This is a genomic window from Heyndrickxia sp. FSL W8-0423, from assembly GCF_038009395.1.
Taxonomy (GTDB): domain Bacteria; phylum Bacillota; class Bacilli; order Bacillales; family Bacillaceae_C; genus Heyndrickxia; species Heyndrickxia sporothermodurans.
In genome coordinates, this window is the sequence record NZ_JBBPBE010000001.1 from 1,138,676 (window position 1) to 1,154,648 (window position 15,973).

The window sequence follows — 15,973 nt, forward strand, 5'->3', positions numbered from 1 at the left end:
CTTTATGTGTATTTCACTGCCTGCGTTTAGCAAAAGGAGGATTAACCAATATGGGTCGATTTTTTATTCAACGTATTGTAAGGAGTAAATCTTTATATTTTGTTTTACTCATCGGTCTAACATCTGTTTTTCTACAATTTAAGTTTGAAATTCTCCCTTTACAAAATATGTATAAATATAACCTGGGTGTTGCGTTCACCCCATATACGAAATGGTTTGAATTTGGATCGGCATCACAACTTGCAGGCTTCTACTTTCTTTTGTTGCCTATATTAGCTGCTCTCCCTTTTGCAGATACATATGCAAAAGATAAGCAATCTGGCTATCTTCGCTCGATATTATCTAAAGGGCAAATGAAACAGTATTTTCAAGGTTTATACCTTTCAAACTTCATTGTTTCAGGTGTAATAATAATAATTCCGCTTCTCGTTAACATTTATTTATCTTTTATGATGTTACCCAATATAAAGCCAGATCCCTTGGTTAATAATCAAATGGCATTAGATTTAATGAATACTTTTTTTCCAGCATTATATTATAGTCATCCTTTTTTACATATGTTATTGTATTTACTTTTAGCTTTCTTCTTTGCAGGAATGTTTGCAACGATTTGTTTAAGTATTTCTATATTTATTAGAAATAGATTTATTATTTTGGTCGCCGGTTTTTTAGTCCAAATGGTTCTTTCATTACTGGCACAATTTACGGAGCATTATGAATGGATTCCATCTTATTTTTTAATGGAAATCGGTTCAGCAAATGTTTCTTTTTCAACTACTGTCATTATTTTTTGTTTAGGGATGATTATAAGTACACTCGTTTATATATTGGGAGTGAAGAAACGTGTCATTACTTAACTATACGAAACTATTATTTTTAGATTGTAAAAAATCACTTTGGAAGATAGTTGTATGTTTATTTATATTGATTTTTGGAGTGATCACTGCTTCTGAATACACCAGTATTTTGAATACATCTAATTCTATTCCTGATGTTTTTAATAATTTATTTACAAAAGGTAGTTTGATTACATTAACTGTCCCTTTATTTTTATTTTTCCTTTCCTTTGTAATACCAGTCATCATTGATCCTTTACGATTGGCTCGGATTAAGGAAAGAAAAACAATAGGTTCTATTATGATATTAAGTGTACTTATAACTGTTATCGTTTTTCTATGTATTTACTTTATTTGTGGGTTTCTATATGGATGGTGGAAAAGCGGTTCTTTAGAGAATCTATGGGTTACTGAAGCAGGGACTCCATTTAAACAGTCAAAGGGGCAAGTTGATTTATCTCTGTTTAGTACTGGAAATATGATTCTTCGTTATACGGTTACAGAATTTTTTGCATTTATGGCCATCGGTTTATTAACAGCATTTCTTTATTTACTTGTATCAAGGTATGTACTTGTTTTTTTTATTGTTGTAGGGTTTGTGTTGCTTGATACAGTGATTCAATCCTTATTCCACTTCACTTTCATTTTATTGCAGGCAGCAGTTACATTAGATGGATGGGGAAATAATGCAACCTTTTTTGGTAATGTACTTTACTTTTTTGGTATCATCCTTATTTTATGCTTAGGTATTTACATAGCAGCTTCCAAAAGAGATTTCATCCCTATATCAGAGGAGAATGACTAACAATGGTAAAAGAAACTCTATCTTTATTTCAGCGTGATTTATTTCTTGGGTTTTTTGCTGTTCGTTTTCGCTGGCTTGCTTCTATGATTTTATTCGTGATGATTCTATTAATTTCTTTTTATCAAATAAAGCTATCCTCAGAAGTCGAGGGATTTAATATTTCTTCTATAACCTATACCGACCTATTTTATACTATTTTTAAAGGAACTGAATATCAAATACTAGATGAACCAAATGCGAAATTTCCGTTTTCATGGTTAATCCTTCAAATGATGGGTCCGTTTATTATCGGGGGCTATGTACGAGAAGATTTGTTTGATCAATCTTCATTTTTAATTGTCCGAGCTAAGCACCGTTTATCATTATGGTTGAGCAAATTACTATTTTCTTTTACTGTTGCTATTTCGATGTATCTATTTTTTATATTAGCGATATTATTAACTTCCTTATTTCTATCCTTTTCATTCGAATGGAGTGACTATGGGGAGAAAATGATTAAACCGTTATTATCTACAACCTTGGATCCGGTTGACTTTTCTATAGATATTTTGATACTTCCATTTTTAGTTACACTTCTTATAGTCATTGCTCAGGGTATTTTAACTGTATTTGTTCGTCCTATTTATGCATTTTTTATTTTATTATCTGCCTTAGCTGTCTCTGTATTTTCGACTAGTCGATTGTTACCCGGAAGTTACAGTATGATTTTGAGACATCATTCATTAGACATTGAAAATGGGTTCACTTGGATGAACGTCTTTATCTATATATTAGTGGTCCTATTTGTGATTATTTGTAGTGGATATGTACTCTTTAAGAAAATGGATATATTTCAAAAGGAAAGGGACTGATACGAAATGAATAAATACATTAAAGTTGATCATCTATCTAAAACAATACAAGGTCATGCGGTATTAAATGATATTAATTTAGAATTAATGAAGGGGAAAATCTATGGATTTAGAGGGAAGAATGGTTCTGGGAAAACAATGCTATTTCGAGCCATTTCTGGTCTTATTCGCCCATCAAAAGGGATCATAACTGTTAATGGAAAAGTTATTGGGAAAGATATCTCTTTTCCTGAAAATCTAGGATTACTGATTGAAAACCCAGGTTTCATTCCGGAATATACAGGATTAAAAAATTTAGAGCTTCTATCTTTTATCCAACGGAAGATTAACAAGGAGCAGGTAAAAGAGGCAATCATGAAAGTGGGCTTAGATCCAAAGGATAAAAGGAAATATAAAAAGTATTCTCTTGGGATGAAACAAAGACTAGGAATTGCACAAGCTATTATGGAAAATCCCGATTTAATCATTTTAGACGAACCAACGAATGCTTTGGATGAAGAAGGTGTTACGATTATTAATCAAATCATCTTAGATTTAAAGAAATCTGGGAAAACAATATTAATTGCTAGTCATGACCGGGAATCGTTAGATAAAGTTTCAGATGAAATTTATCAAATCGATGGCGGAAAAATTATTGGGCATGAGGTGATTTCTCATGTCGCTGTCTAAAAAGGCAAAGTGGAGCATTATCATTGTTTTGTTTATTATCTTTGTTTCCTTTAGTGTCTATCGTTATCAACAAGTTAATCGTCCATTTAAAAATTATTCTGTAGTTGAAAAAGTGGAACAAAGCGGGAAACATTTTACTGTTCGGGATCTTTCCTATAAATTAGGAAAACCGACATTAAAGGAAAATAAAAATGAAATTTTCTATGAAATTCCATTATCGATTGATAATAAAACCTCAGAAATGCAAAAACTCGGTGTAGAGAACTTCCATATAAGAAGTAATTTTACAAACAATATGCTGGATCGAGAGCGATTTTTATCCAATCCGATCAATAAAGATTTTCCTTGGGAAGGAGTAGCGGCGAATTCCTCCGAGCAGCTTGTTTTAATATTTTCTATGCAAAAGGAGTGGGGAATAAATCCTAATACAAAAGCAGACTTTTTTTTTCTTGAATATATAGGGGATAAGGTTATTAAACATAAATTTCCAATAAATTATTAGTATAGTAGGTTTTAGTTCGCGCATACTGCAAGTAAATTGATTCGTTAAATGATATTAGGTTGGGTAAAATAAGGATCCTCATTAAGAGGGTCCTTTTTCTTCGGTTACAATCCACCAGCCTGCAATATTCGTTCCTTTTATTTCAACTATCTTTCCTTCTTTTCCTTTTAAACGAATAGCTCCTTTTGAAAAAAGAACATACCAATTAAATGAGGAATCATCTATAGGAATGATCTCCGCCTTTGTATGTATTTCATCTTTTTTATTTACGGGAGTTGTTATTTTTACACATTCGTAACGTAAGGGGCAGTGATAGGTCCCTTTACTACTTAAATAGTTGATGAAAGAATCACTTTCTTTAGGAACACGGAGGATGAAAACGAAAATAAGACAAATACATATAACTACTGGCTTTACGAGCCAAGCATTTTTGGTTTTGTCTGATGCTAGTAATATAATTTTACAAACCACAGAAAAAAAGGCTAACCATAAAAAGGAATCGACTTTAAAAATAATCCAAGCAACTGAGGAGTTGAAAAAACTTAAAGATAAGAAGTGACTCAAGCTTAAAAGCTTCTTCGGATCATAATCCTCTGTTTCTTTTTCAGGATCCTTAATTAATGTACGTATAATTGTAAAACACAGTACACCCACCATGAAAAGGTATTTAAAAAATAGCAATCCTTCGTCCCCCTATGTTAAATGAAATCATATAAATACTATTCCATCCCTATATGAAAAAGCCCTTTTTTTAAAACGGCTTTAGTTCGCAAAAGGAAATAAGGTATAATGTTTTAGTAATCATAAGGATAACTTAATGTATTTTGAATGTGATAGGAGTGGCAATAGTGGCGATTGTTTTTACGATGCTTATACTGGGAGCAATACTAGGATTTATTGGAGCAGGTGGTTCTGGATTTATCATAGCCATTCTTACACTTGTATTTAAGATTCCGATACATGTCGCATTAGCTACCTCTTTAACGGCAATGGCGTTCACTAGTTTATCAGGTGCGTTTAGCCATTACCGTGAAGGAAATATTTCTGTAAGGGCTGGGCTTTTAGTAGGCGGATTTGGTGCAATTGGTGCATTTGTTGGCTCAAAAATTGCAGCATTTATCCCGACAAATGATATGCATTATTTAACGGGTGGTATGCTGTTTCTATCGGCAATTTTATTAGTTTTTCGCTTATTTTTTATGAAAAAGAAAGAAGTGGATAATGAAGCATGGACACTAAATGCGAAACTATTAATGAAAGCTGCCATATTAGGAATTGCTACAGGGATTCTTTCGGGTACGTTTGGAATTGGCTCCACACCTTTTATTCAATTAGGCCTTCTCACATTTTTGGGACTTTCCCTTCGACAATCAGTTGGGACAACCATGCTAGTCATTGTTCCGATTGCAATCGGGGGCGGAGTCGGCTTTTCATCAGAAGGATTTCTAGATGTCACATTACTCATTCAAGTATTAATAGGAACGATGCTTGGCGCATACCTAGGTGCAAAATTTACAAATCTTGTTCCTAAAGGAATTTTGAAAACAGCAATGATCTTAACACCAGCAGTTAGCGCATTGATCCTCATCGTATAACCATTGATTTTCCCGAGATTTATTTTTATACTTAAAAGGTTATAATGGAAAGGACTGGCTTTCGCTTTGAAAGCCTATATATATTTAATAAATATGAAAACGCAGAGTGGATTGGAGCGAAAGGAACCTGACTCCTGCGGGATATAGAGGAAAGGTCGAGACCCCACAGGCGCAAGCCGAGGAGGCTCGACTTCCTCCCCGCGGAAAGCAGGTTCCTGTAGTGGAAAGTAACGGTCTATGTTCCCAAAAACAACAATGTTTACGCAAACAGCCCATAAGAAAAAGGATGTGAATCATTTGACAGAAGAAATGACCCAACAAACACCTGTCAAAATTCACTTAAAGACAGTAATTAAACAGGATGCGGAAAGTGAAAGCTATGAATTAATGCTTTTCGGAAATTTTTATCAAAAAGGAAATGCATTTTTCTTAAAATACGATGAAGAGGTTGAGGAAGGAACGGTACATACCATTGTTAAAATAGCAGATAACAACGCGGTTATTTTGCGAAGCGGCGCCATTAAAATGCGCCTAAGTTTCCATATGGATGTAGAAAAAAATGGTTCCTATGAAAGTACATTTGGCACACTTTTACTTTCAACGAAAACAGAAAAAATTGAACATATAAAAACGACGAAGAATGAGGGACGAATTAATCTAGCATACGATCTTCTTATGCAGGGCTCCTCATCAGGTAAATACGAAATGTCGATAAACTATAAGGAGGCATAATAAATGAATATAGTTGAACAAATTCAAATGAATATCAAAAATGAAATTAAAAATGCCGTATTAAAGGCTGGTTTAGCAGAAGAAGAACAAATTCCCGCAATTATTCTAGAAACACCAAAAGATAAATCACATGGAGATTATGCAACGAATACGGCGATGCAACTAGCGCGGATAGCAAAGAAAGCCCCCCGAATGATTGCAGAAGAAATTGTTTCCCATTTTGATACATCTAAAGCCTCTATTGAAAAAATTGAAATCGCCGGTCCAGGATTCATAAATTTTTACATGAATAATAGTTATTTAACAGATCTGATTCCGACAGTTATTGAAGCCGGTGATCAGTACGGACAAACAGATGCAGGGAAAGGTCAAAAAATTCAAGTTGAATTCGTATCTGCCAATCCAACTGGAGATTTGCATTTAGGACATGCTCGTGGGGCGGCAGTAGGCGATTCTTTATGTAATATTCTCGAAAAAGCGGGTTATGATGTTAGTCGTGAATATTATATTAACGACGCTGGTAATCAAATAAATAATTTGGCACGTTCTGTTGAAGCACGGTATTATCAAGCCCTTGGATTGGAGAAGGAAATGCCTGAAGATGGGTACCATGGTCAAGATATTGTCGGTATTGGCAAGAAGATTGCCGAACAATTCGGTGATGAGTACACGAAAAAGAGCGAAGAAGAACGCTTTGAATTTTTCCGTCAATATGGTTTGGACTATGAAATGGAAAAACTGAAAACCGACTTAGAAAACTTTCGTGTTCCGTTCGATGTTTGGTACTCAGAAACATCACTTTATAAAAATGGAAAAATTGATGCCATGTTAAAGACTCTTCGTGAAAGAGGCCATGTGTACGAATTAGATGGGGCTACTTGGTTTAGATCGACTGCATTTGGTGATGATAAGGATCGCGTGTTGATTAAAAATGATGGCTCATATACGTACTTAACACCAGATATTGCCTATCATAATGATAAATTTGAACGCGGCTTTGATAAGTTAATTAATGTATGGGGAGCCGATCATCACGGATATATCCCGCGGATGAAAGCAGCAATGGAAGCTTTAGGATACAATCCGGATAATCTTGAAGTAGAAATTATTCAGCTTGTTCATTTATATAAAGATGGCGAAAAAATGAAAATGAGCAAACGTACAGGGAAAGCTGTAACGATGCGTGACTTGATCGAAGAAGTTGGCCTTGATGGGGTTCGTTACTTCTTTGCAATGAGAAGTGCGGATACACATTTAGATTTTGATTTAGATCTTGCGGTTTCACAATCAAATGAAAACCCTGTTTATTATGCACAATATGCACATGCGAGGATTTGCAGTATTTTACGCCAAGGTGAAGAACAAGGATTTACGGTAGAAAAAAATGCAAAATATGATTTAATTAAAGCGGAAAAAGAGATTGAAGTATTAAAGAAAATCGGTGATTTCCCAGCGGTGATTGCTGAAGCAGCCGAAAAGCGGATACCACACAGAATCACAAATTATATTAATGATCTTGCATCTACCTTCCACAGCTTTTATAACGCGGAAAAAGTATTGGATAAAGACAATGTGGAATTAACAAAGGCACGCCTTGCTTTAATTAAATCCGTACAAATCACATTAAAAAATGCATTAGCATTGATTGGCGTATCGGCACCGGAAAAAATGTAACATCAAAAAATCCAATTCCTATGAATTGGATTTTTTTAAACTATAAAATATTTGCTATTGCATTTGCACACAGTTCTTTTATTTTAGTGCCGAAAGAAGTGTTATGAAGTTCTTCAATGGCAAGCTGATGTGAATCTAATAGATCTTTTTCAACTACTTTCGTTATTCTTTCAATAAAGTCGCGATCATAAATATAACAATTCAATTCATGATTAAGGAAAAAGCTTCTCCGATCAAAATTAGCTGTCCCGGTTTGACATATTGACTGATCAATAATCATCACTTTCGCATGATAAAAGCCGTTCATATATTGGTACACTTCTCCACCGTTAGACATTAACTTCCGAAAATAACGAAACGACGCTTCTTTCACTAAAATATGATCAGCTTTTTCAGGTACGAGGATTTTTAACGTAACCCCTCTTTTTAAAGCAGCAAGAAGCCTTTCTAAAATTTCGTGTGAAGGTATGAAATAAGGAGTTCCAATATAGATCATTTCATTTGCGCGATCAATTAAACCGCATATTACTTCCTCAAAATATTTCCCTTCTGTTGGAAAGAACTTGTGTATCATCGTTCCGTTCACTGCTTCAGGGGAATACTGTAATGATAAAGGCTGTTTCGTTGCTCTTTCCCAATTGATGGAAAATTCCTCCTGAATATCTTTAACACTTTCACCTATATAGCGAAAGCAATAATCTCTCCAAGGAGACAGAACCGGATCTTTATCAATATATTCTTTGCCGATATTATAACCACCCACATATCCAATTTTTCCGTCAATCACCGAACATTTTCGGTGATTTCTTTGTTGAAGGGTGAAAAATAAAAAAGGAAAACGGGGCCGATTGCAAAACTCAACTCTCGCTCCAATACTTTTTAATTCCTTTATTAATGTTTTGGATACACTATAACTTCCCATCCAATCCATTAATAAGCGAACTTCTACACCTTCAAGTGCCTTTTGTGCCAGTAATTCTAAAAAGTTTTTGCTAAATTGGTCGCCTTTGACAATATAAAAAAGAATATGAATGCTTGATTTAGCTGCTTTAATGTCGGAGTAAAATAAATTAAATAAGTCATCTCCCCTAGTAATTAGATGAATTTCTCCCATTCGTTTAGGATATTCTCTTTTTTTACAATGACGTAAATAACTTCTTTTCCCAAAAACATAGTCAGCTGTACATAAAGCGATGATAAGTAGAATGAATAGAAACACTATCCAAAGCCATGTCAGCATAAGTTCCTCCCTAACAAAAAAATAATGTTTCAATAGTATCTCCATAATTTAGAGAAACATAAAAAATAGCCGATTTATAATATTTTCGAAAAATTCAAATTTCACGGCGTATAATAAAATAAGGGAATATCATCGCTCTTATACATAAAAAGAAAAAATTACATTGCAAAAGTCAAAAAACTTTGAATAAAGTCATTGACTGAATGCTCATTCATTATATAATGTAAGTAAGTAACATTCAGAAAATTAGGGGTTTTAAATCCTAAAGTTATTCTTTGGAGGGGAGAGTTTATTATATGTCTTGGTTACTTTGGGTAAATTGGATTGCTTTTCTATTTGTAACCGTTTACGCAATCTCGTTATTTGTTTATGTAGTAAAGACTAGAATTCAATATATTAAGCTAGGCAAAAAAGTTGAATTCGATAATCGGGTCAAAGAACGTCTACAAAAGATTTGGGTCAATGTGTTTGGTCAGAAAAAGCTTTTGAAGGATAAGAAAAGTGGCGCGATCCATGTGATGTTCTTCTATGGCTTTATTCTTGTACAATTTGGGGCAATTGATTTTATTTGGAAGGGTCTTGCACCTGAATCACACTTACCGTTAGGTCCATTATATGCAGGATTTACATTCTTCCAGGAAATTGTCACACTCGTCATCTTAGTTGCAGTAGTTTGGGCATTTTACCGTCGTTATATTGAGAAATTAGTTCGTTTAAAAAGAGGCTTCAAATCTGGACTTGTTCTTTTATTTATTGGTGGTTTAATGGTATCTGTGCTAATAGGAAATGGGATGGGAATAATTTGGCACGGTGAAGAAGTATCGTGGACGGAGCCAATTGCATCACTTATCGCACAAGCATTTGGGTGGATAGGTGAAACAGCATCGCTCGTTATTTTCTATATCGCTTGGTGGATCCATTTGATTTTCCTACTCTCATTCCTTGTTTATGTACCACAATCGAAGCATGCACATTTAATTGCCGGACCAGCAAATGTGTACTTTAATCGTTTAGATGGTGCAGGAAAACTGAAATCAATCGATTTCGAAGATGAGTCCCAAGAATCATTCGGTGTAGGAAAAATTGAAGACTTCTCCCAATTACAATTGATTGATTTATATGCTTGTGTGGAATGTGGACGTTGTACAAATATGTGTCCGGCAACAGGAACAGGAAAAATGCTATCCCCAATGGATTTAATAATTAAATTAAGGGATCATTTAACGAACCATGGTGCGGCAGTGACATCGAAACAACCGTGGGTACCAACTTTCGCATTCTCTAATACAAAAGGAAATCAAATTGCATTAGCAAGTGCCGGACAAGGGGCAGAAGAATCAGCAGCCGCTTTAAATTATTCTCCAAACCTTATCGGAGACGTCATTACCGAGGAAGAAATTTGGGCGTGTACAACATGCCGTAACTGTGAAGATCAATGTCCGGTAATGAATGAACATGTTGATAAAATTATCGATCTTAGACGTTATCTCGTTTTAACAGAAGGAAAAATGGATGCGGACGCCCAGCGTGCAATGCAAAATATTGAACGTCAAGGAAATCCATGGGGACTTAATCGGAAAGAACGTGAAAATTGGCGTGATGCCCGCGAAGATGTTCACGTACCTACTGTAAAAGAAGTGAAAAAATCCGGTGAAGAATTTGAATATCTATTCTGGGTTGGATCGATGGGATCTTTTGATAATCGCAGTCAAAAAATCGCATTATCTTTTGCAAAGCTACTTAATGAAGCGGGAGTGAAATTTGCGATTTTAGGTAATAAAGAGAAAAATTCGGGAGATACACCACGAAGACTAGGAAATGAATTCTTATTCCAAGAATTAGCGGGACAAAATATTTCTGAATTTGAGAAAAATGAAGTGAAAAAGATCGTCACAATTGACCCTCATGCATATAACATCTTTAAAAAGGAATATCCTGACTTTGGTTTAGAAGCGGAAGTTTATCATCATACAGAACTTCTTTATGAACTAGTTAAAGAAGGGCGCTTAAAACCTAAATATGAAGTGAATGAAAAAATTACGTTCCATGATTCCTGTTATTTAGGAAGATATAATGATGTGTATGATCCACCTCGGGAAATTTTAAAAGCGATTCCTGGTGTTACGCTAGTTGAAATGGAACGTAACCGAGAAAAAGGGATGTGCTGTGGAGCTGGAGGCGGTTTAATGTGGATGGAGGAAGATACGGGTCACCGCATTAATGTCTCTCGTACTGAACAAGCTTTAGCAGTGAACCCTTCTATCATTAGTTCTGGATGTCCGTATTGTTTAACAATGCTGTCTGATGGTACGAAAGCGAAGGAAGTAGAAGAAACAGTCAAAACATATGATGTCGCAGAATTACTTGAAAAGGCAGTTTGTGGTGAGCCAGAACAAAATCTCGCATCATAATTAATGTTCTATTTCGATGAAATTGAACATAAAATTTATTGGCAATTTTTAATAAAATGTTTCAATTCTTACAACTTTTCAGTTAATATAGTTTTATAGACATTTAGTAGGAATAGGGCACAAAAAGGGGCTTTTTAGTCCCTTTTTGTAAACCAAGTTGTTGAGCGAGCGTTCAGTCAATGTTTTGTAAGCGATTTCTCGAAATTACTTATGAAGGAGTGGATAAAATGGCAAAGACAGTCATTGTGGGTGGGGCAAGAACTCCCTTCGGCAAGCTTGGAGGTAAGTTAAGTTCGCTAACTGCACCTAAATTAGGTGGAATTGCAATTAAAGAGGCTTTAAAAAGAGCAAAAGTTGAACCTGCTAATGTAGGTGAAGTAATTTTCGGTTCTGTTCTGCAAGGGGGGCAAGGGCAGATTCCTTCAAGGCAGGCTGCAAGATTGGCAGATATTCCATGGGAAGTAAAGACGGAAACGATTAATAAAGTATGTGCTTCCGGAATGCGAAGTGTAACGTTAGCTGATCAAATTATTCGATTAGGTGATGAAGAGATCATTGTAGCTGGTGGAATGGAATCGATGTCCAATGCACCATATATTCTACCGAATGCCCGTTTTGGTTTAAGAATGGGTGATGCTCCTTTAAAAGATTTAATGATATATGACGGTTTAACTTGTTCATTCTCAGGTGTTCATATGGGATCATATGGAAATCGGACGGCCAGCGAATTTAGTATTTCAAGGGAAGAACAGGATGCATGGGCATTACGAAGCCATGAACGGGCTGTAAAAGCAGTTGAAGAAGGAAAGTTTGCAGAAGAAATTGTGTCTATAGAGATTCCGCAACGAAAAGGAACTCCGCTAATTGTTAAAGATGATGAGGCACCAAGAAGTGATACATCCCTAGAAAAATTATCAAAATTACCACCCGTTTTCGATAAAGATGGGACAATTACGGCAGGTAATGCACCAGGGGTAAATGATGGGGCTGTAGCTATGGTTCTAATGAGCGAAGAAAAGGCTCAATTAATGGGTTTGGAGCCGTTAGCCTCAATTATAGGTCATACAGCCATTGCGGTTGAAGCGAAGGATTTTCCGCAAACACCTGGTTTAGTCATTAATGAACTACTTAAGAAAACAGGAAAAGCGGTAGAGGAAATTGATCTATTTGAAATAAATGAAGCTTTTGCCGCAGTATCACTTGCTAGTAGTAAAATCGCTCATTTGGATCCTGAAAAGGTGAATGTTAACGGAGGAGCGATTGCCCTGGGACATCCGATAGGAGCGAGCGGAGCAAGAATTATTTTGACACTTATCTACGAGCTTAAACGCCGTGGTGGCGGATTAGGGCTAGCTGCTATCTGTTCCGGTGGTGGTCAAGGAGACGCGGTATTAATTGAAGTGAAGAAAAACTAGGGAGGAAGACGCGAATGGATATTAAAAAAGTAATGGTGATCGGTGCTGGGCAAATGGGATCCGGAATCGCTCAAGTATGCGCACAAGCGGGATACATCGTCTATTTAAATGATTTAAAAGAGGAATTTGTTCAAAAAGGATTAGGAGTCATTTCTAAAAACTTTTCAAGGCAGGTTACTAAGGGGAGAATGACAGAAGAAGAAAAAGACAAAGTTCTTTCAAATTTTATTCCGTCTACGAATCTACAAGACTCTGAAAATGTTGATATTGTCATTGAAGCTGCCGTTGAAAATATGGAAGTGAAAAGTAAAATCTTTAAAGAATTGGATCAATACGCGCCAAATCATGCGATTTTAGCTTCCAATACATCCTCATTGCCGATAACTGAAATTGCAGCAGCCACCGATCGTCCGGAAAAAGTCATTGGTATGCATTTTATGAATCCGGTCCCAGTTATGAAATTAGTTGAGATTATTCGCGGTCTAGCAACTTCTGATGAAGTATATCAGGCTGTAGAGGACATGACAAAATCGTTATCAAAAATTCCAGTCGAAGTAAACGATTTTCCGGGCTTTGTTTCTAACCGTGTGCTCATGCCGATGATTAATGAAGCGATCTATACCTTGTATGAAGGGGTTGCAACAAAGGAAGCAATCGATGAGGTAATGAAGCTCGGGATGAATCATCCGATGGGACCACTAACTCTAGCTGATTTTATTGGTTTGGACACTTGTTTATACATTATGGAAACATTACATGAAGGCTTTGGTGATGACAAATATCGACCTTGCCCATTGTTAAGAAAGTATGTAAAAGCTGGGTGGCTAGGGAAGAAATCAGGAAGAGGCTTTTATATTTATAACTAATTATTTTTGAAAGAACTAAGGGGAGACCATGATGAATCTACATTTCAACGAAGAGCAAATAATGATGAGAAAAATGGTTCATGAGTTTGCAGAAGCAGAAATTGCCCCTTTCATAGAAAAGATGGAAGAAGGAGAGTTCCCAAGGGCTATTTTACGAAAAATGGCGGAATTAGGGCTAATGGGTATTACCGTTCCAGAAAAGTATGGCGGATCTGAGATGGACTTTACCTCTTATATTATTGCGATTCACGAGTTATCAAGAGTTAGTGCAACAATCGGTGTCATTCTTTCAGTCCATACATCAGTAGGAACGAATCCAATTCTTTATTTCGGTACAGAGGAACAGAAACAAAAGTATCTTCCGAAGCTGGCAACTGGTGAATATTTGGGAGCGTTTTGCTTAACAGAGCCTAGCGCAGGGTCCGATGCGGGAAATTTAAAATCAAGAGCCATTAAAAAAGGGGATCACTATATTATCAATGGTTCAAAAGTATTTATTACAAACGGAGGTGAAGCTGATACGTATATTGTTTTTGCCGTGACCGATTCAACAGCAGGAAAAGATGGCATATCGGCTTTCATCGTTGAGAAAAATACTGCCGGTTTAATCATAGGAAAAGATGAACATAAAATGGGACTTCATGGGTCTCGTACTGTACAGCTTACTTTTGACGACATGGCCGTTCCTGTTGAAAATCTACTTGGAAAAGAAGGAGAAGGGATGAGAATAGCACTAGCCAATTTGGATATCGGAAGAATTGGCATTGCGGCTCAAAGCTTAGGAATTGCTGAAGCCGCTCTTGAAAAATCGATAGAATATGCGAAAGAGCGAATCCAATTTGGCAAGCCTATCGCTTCTCAACAAGGAGTTGGATTTAAACTTGCTGATATGGCAACAAATGTAGAGGCGGCTAAACTGTTAGTTTATCAATCAGCTAATCTACGATCATTAGGTCTTCCTTGCAAAACAGAAGCTTCTATGGCTAAATTATTCGCCTCACGAACTGCAGTAGAAACGACGAAAGAAGCAATTCAAATCTTTGGCGGGTATGGATACACAAAGGACTACCCGGTAGAAAGATATTTCCGGGATGCGAAAATTACTGAAATCTATGAAGGAACAAGTGAAATACAACGAATCGTAATAAGCAAACAATTATAACAATAAGTGGAGGAACTAAATTATGAATTTTCGTTTATCAGAAGAGCATGAAATGATTAGAAAAATGGTTCGCGATTTTGCGGAAAAAGAAGTGGCTCCAAGTGCTGCTGAACGTGATGAAGAGGAGCGTTTCGATCGAGAAATCTTCGATAAAATGGCTGAGTTAGGTTTAACAGGGATCCCTTGGCCCGAGGAATATGGTGGAATCGGCAGCGACTATTTAGCTTATTGCATAGCAGTTGAGGAACTATCAAGGGTCTGTGCATCTACTGGAGTTACTCTTTCTGCCCATACTTCTTTAGCTGGATGGCCACTTTATAAATTTGGATCCGAGGAGCAAAAGCAGAAGTATTTAAAACCAATGGCACAGGGTGAAAAGATTGGCGCTTATGGATTAACCGAGCCGGGTTCAGGGTCGGATGCGGGTGGCATGCGCACGACTGCACGTTTAGAAGGTGATCATTATGTTTTAAATGGATCGAAAATTTTTATTACAAACGGCGGAGTAGCGGATATTTATATTGTTTTTGCATTGACAGATCCATCTAGCAAACATAAAGGAACGAGTGCGTTTATTATTGAGAAAGATTTTGAAGGTTTTTCTGTAGGGAAAAAGGAGAAAAAATTAGGTATTCGCTCCTCACCGACAACTGAAATTATTTTTGAGGAATGTAAAGTTCCAAAAGAGAATTTACTAGGTCAAGAAGGGGATGGCTTTAAAATTGCGATGATGACTCTTGATGGCGGTCGTAACGGAATAGCTGCACAAGCGGTAGGAATTGCTCAAGGAGCATTAGATGCATCTGTCGCATATGCAAAAGAACGTCATCAGTTTGGGAAACCAATTGCTGCGAATCAAGGCATTTCTTTTAAACTTGCTGATATGGCAACAAGTGTTGAAGCATCTCGCCTATTGACCTATCAAGCAGCATGGCTTGAATCAAATGGTTTGCCATACGGCAAGGAATCAGCGATGTCTAAGCTTTTAGCTGGTGATACAGCAATGAAAGTTACGACAGAAGCGGTGCAAATCTTTGGTGGCTATGGATATACAAAGGATTATCCAGTTGAGAGATTCATGCGTGATGCAAAAATCACACAAATTTATGAAGGTACACAAGAGATTCAACGATTGGTAATCTCGAGAATGCTAACAAAATAACAACATCGTCATGAAAAAACAGTCATAAAGGGGTATTTTTAATAGATAGTGAT

15 protein-coding genes are annotated in these 15,973 nt (G+C 36.3%); 13 read left to right on the forward strand and 2 right to left on the reverse strand.

The genetic code is table 11. The features are described from left to right. Window positions 1–50 precede the first annotated feature (50 nt). From MKY81_RS05750 to MKY81_RS05770, 5 genes are read left to right on the forward strand one after another with little or no spacing between them, the layout of a single operon-like run. Complete coding sequence (locus MKY81_RS05750) at window positions 51–857, forward strand: hypothetical protein (protein ID WP_066235179.1); 807 nt, start codon at window positions 51–53, stop codon at window positions 855–857. After that, window positions 844–1,641, forward strand: coding sequence for a hypothetical protein (locus MKY81_RS05755; RefSeq protein ID WP_066235177.1), 798 nt, complete (start codon window positions 844–846; stop codon window positions 1,639–1,641). The genes MKY81_RS05750 and MKY81_RS05755 overlap by 14 nt, the downstream gene beginning before the upstream one ends. Before the next feature lie 2 nt (window positions 1,642–1,643). Continuing rightward, window positions 1,644–2,492, forward strand: coding sequence for a hypothetical protein (locus MKY81_RS05760; protein WP_066235175.1), 849 nt, complete (start codon window positions 1,644–1,646; stop codon window positions 2,490–2,492). Between the two features lie 6 nt (window positions 2,493–2,498). Beyond that, entirely contained in the window at window positions 2,499–3,161 is a 663-nt protein-coding gene (locus MKY81_RS05765; protein ID WP_066235174.1) for an ATP-binding cassette domain-containing protein, read from the forward strand. Then, complete coding sequence (locus MKY81_RS05770; protein WP_066235172.1) at window positions 3,148–3,663, forward strand: hypothetical protein; 516 nt, start codon at window positions 3,148–3,150, stop codon at window positions 3,661–3,663. Before MKY81_RS05765 ends, MKY81_RS05770 begins: the two co-directional genes overlap by 14 nt. A gap of 81 nt (window positions 3,664–3,744) precedes the next feature. Here MKY81_RS05770 and MKY81_RS05775 read toward each other — a convergent pair whose 3' ends face one another. Beyond that, window positions 3,745–4,344 (reverse strand): hypothetical protein, encoded by a 600-nt coding sequence (locus tag MKY81_RS05775; protein ID WP_066235169.1) that lies wholly within the window; start codon window positions 4,342–4,344, stop codon window positions 3,745–3,747. 167 nt (window positions 4,345–4,511) lie between these two features. Between MKY81_RS05775 and MKY81_RS05780 the strand changes: the two genes are divergently transcribed. The 3 genes from MKY81_RS05780 to argS all read left to right on the forward strand — a co-directional run bounded on the left by MKY81_RS05780 (window position 4,512) and on the right by argS (window position 7,664). Continuing rightward, window positions 4,512–5,258, forward strand: coding sequence for a sulfite exporter TauE/SafE family protein (locus tag MKY81_RS05780; protein ID WP_066235167.1), 747 nt, complete (start codon window positions 4,512–4,514; stop codon window positions 5,256–5,258). A gap of 237 nt (window positions 5,259–5,495) precedes the next feature. Further along, window positions 5,496–5,990: a DUF1934 domain-containing protein gene (locus MKY81_RS05785; protein ID WP_235598370.1), complete on the forward strand. Its 495-nt coding sequence runs from the start codon at window positions 5,496–5,498 to the stop codon at window positions 5,988–5,990. Between the two features lie 3 nt (window positions 5,991–5,993). Next, the gene (argS, locus tag MKY81_RS05790; RefSeq protein ID WP_066235163.1) at window positions 5,994–7,664 is read left to right on the forward strand and encodes an arginine--tRNA ligase; all 1,671 of its coding nucleotides are present in this window, start codon (window positions 5,994–5,996) and stop codon (window positions 7,662–7,664) included. Between the two features lie 40 nt (window positions 7,665–7,704). Here the strand turns inward: argS and cls are convergent, their stop codons facing one another. After that, window positions 7,705–8,904 carry a cardiolipin synthase gene (gene cls / locus MKY81_RS05795; protein ID WP_107921134.1) on the reverse strand — a complete coding sequence of 400 codons (1,200 nt, stop codon included), beginning with the start codon at window positions 8,902–8,904 and terminating at the stop codon, window positions 7,705–7,707. Window positions 8,905–9,200: 296 nt separating this feature from the next. Here cls and MKY81_RS05800 point away from each other — a divergent pair, with 296 nt between their 5' ends. The 5 genes from MKY81_RS05800 to MKY81_RS05820 all read left to right on the forward strand — a co-directional run bounded on the left by MKY81_RS05800 (window position 9,201) and on the right by MKY81_RS05820 (window position 15,920). Further along, window positions 9,201–11,315, forward strand: coding sequence for a 4Fe-4S dicluster domain-containing protein (locus tag MKY81_RS05800; RefSeq protein ID WP_341117094.1), 2,115 nt, complete (start codon window positions 9,201–9,203; stop codon window positions 11,313–11,315). Window positions 11,316–11,542: 227 nt separating this feature from the next. Then, entirely contained in the window at window positions 11,543–12,730 is a 1,188-nt protein-coding gene (locus tag MKY81_RS05805; protein WP_108072165.1) for an acetyl-CoA C-acetyltransferase, read from the forward strand. Window positions 12,731–12,744: 14 nt separating this feature from the next. Further along, window positions 12,745–13,596 carry a 3-hydroxybutyryl-CoA dehydrogenase gene (locus MKY81_RS05810; protein WP_108072167.1) on the forward strand — a complete coding sequence of 284 codons (852 nt, stop codon included), beginning with the start codon at window positions 12,745–12,747 and terminating at the stop codon, window positions 13,594–13,596. Window positions 13,597–13,627: 31 nt separating this feature from the next. Next, complete coding sequence (locus MKY81_RS05815; protein ID WP_341117096.1) at window positions 13,628–14,758, forward strand: acyl-CoA dehydrogenase; 1,131 nt, start codon at window positions 13,628–13,630, stop codon at window positions 14,756–14,758. A gap of 22 nt (window positions 14,759–14,780) precedes the next feature. Further along, complete coding sequence (locus tag MKY81_RS05820; protein WP_066235144.1) at window positions 14,781–15,920, forward strand: acyl-CoA dehydrogenase; 1,140 nt, start codon at window positions 14,781–14,783, stop codon at window positions 15,918–15,920. Window positions 15,921–15,973: the final 53 nt, after the last annotated feature.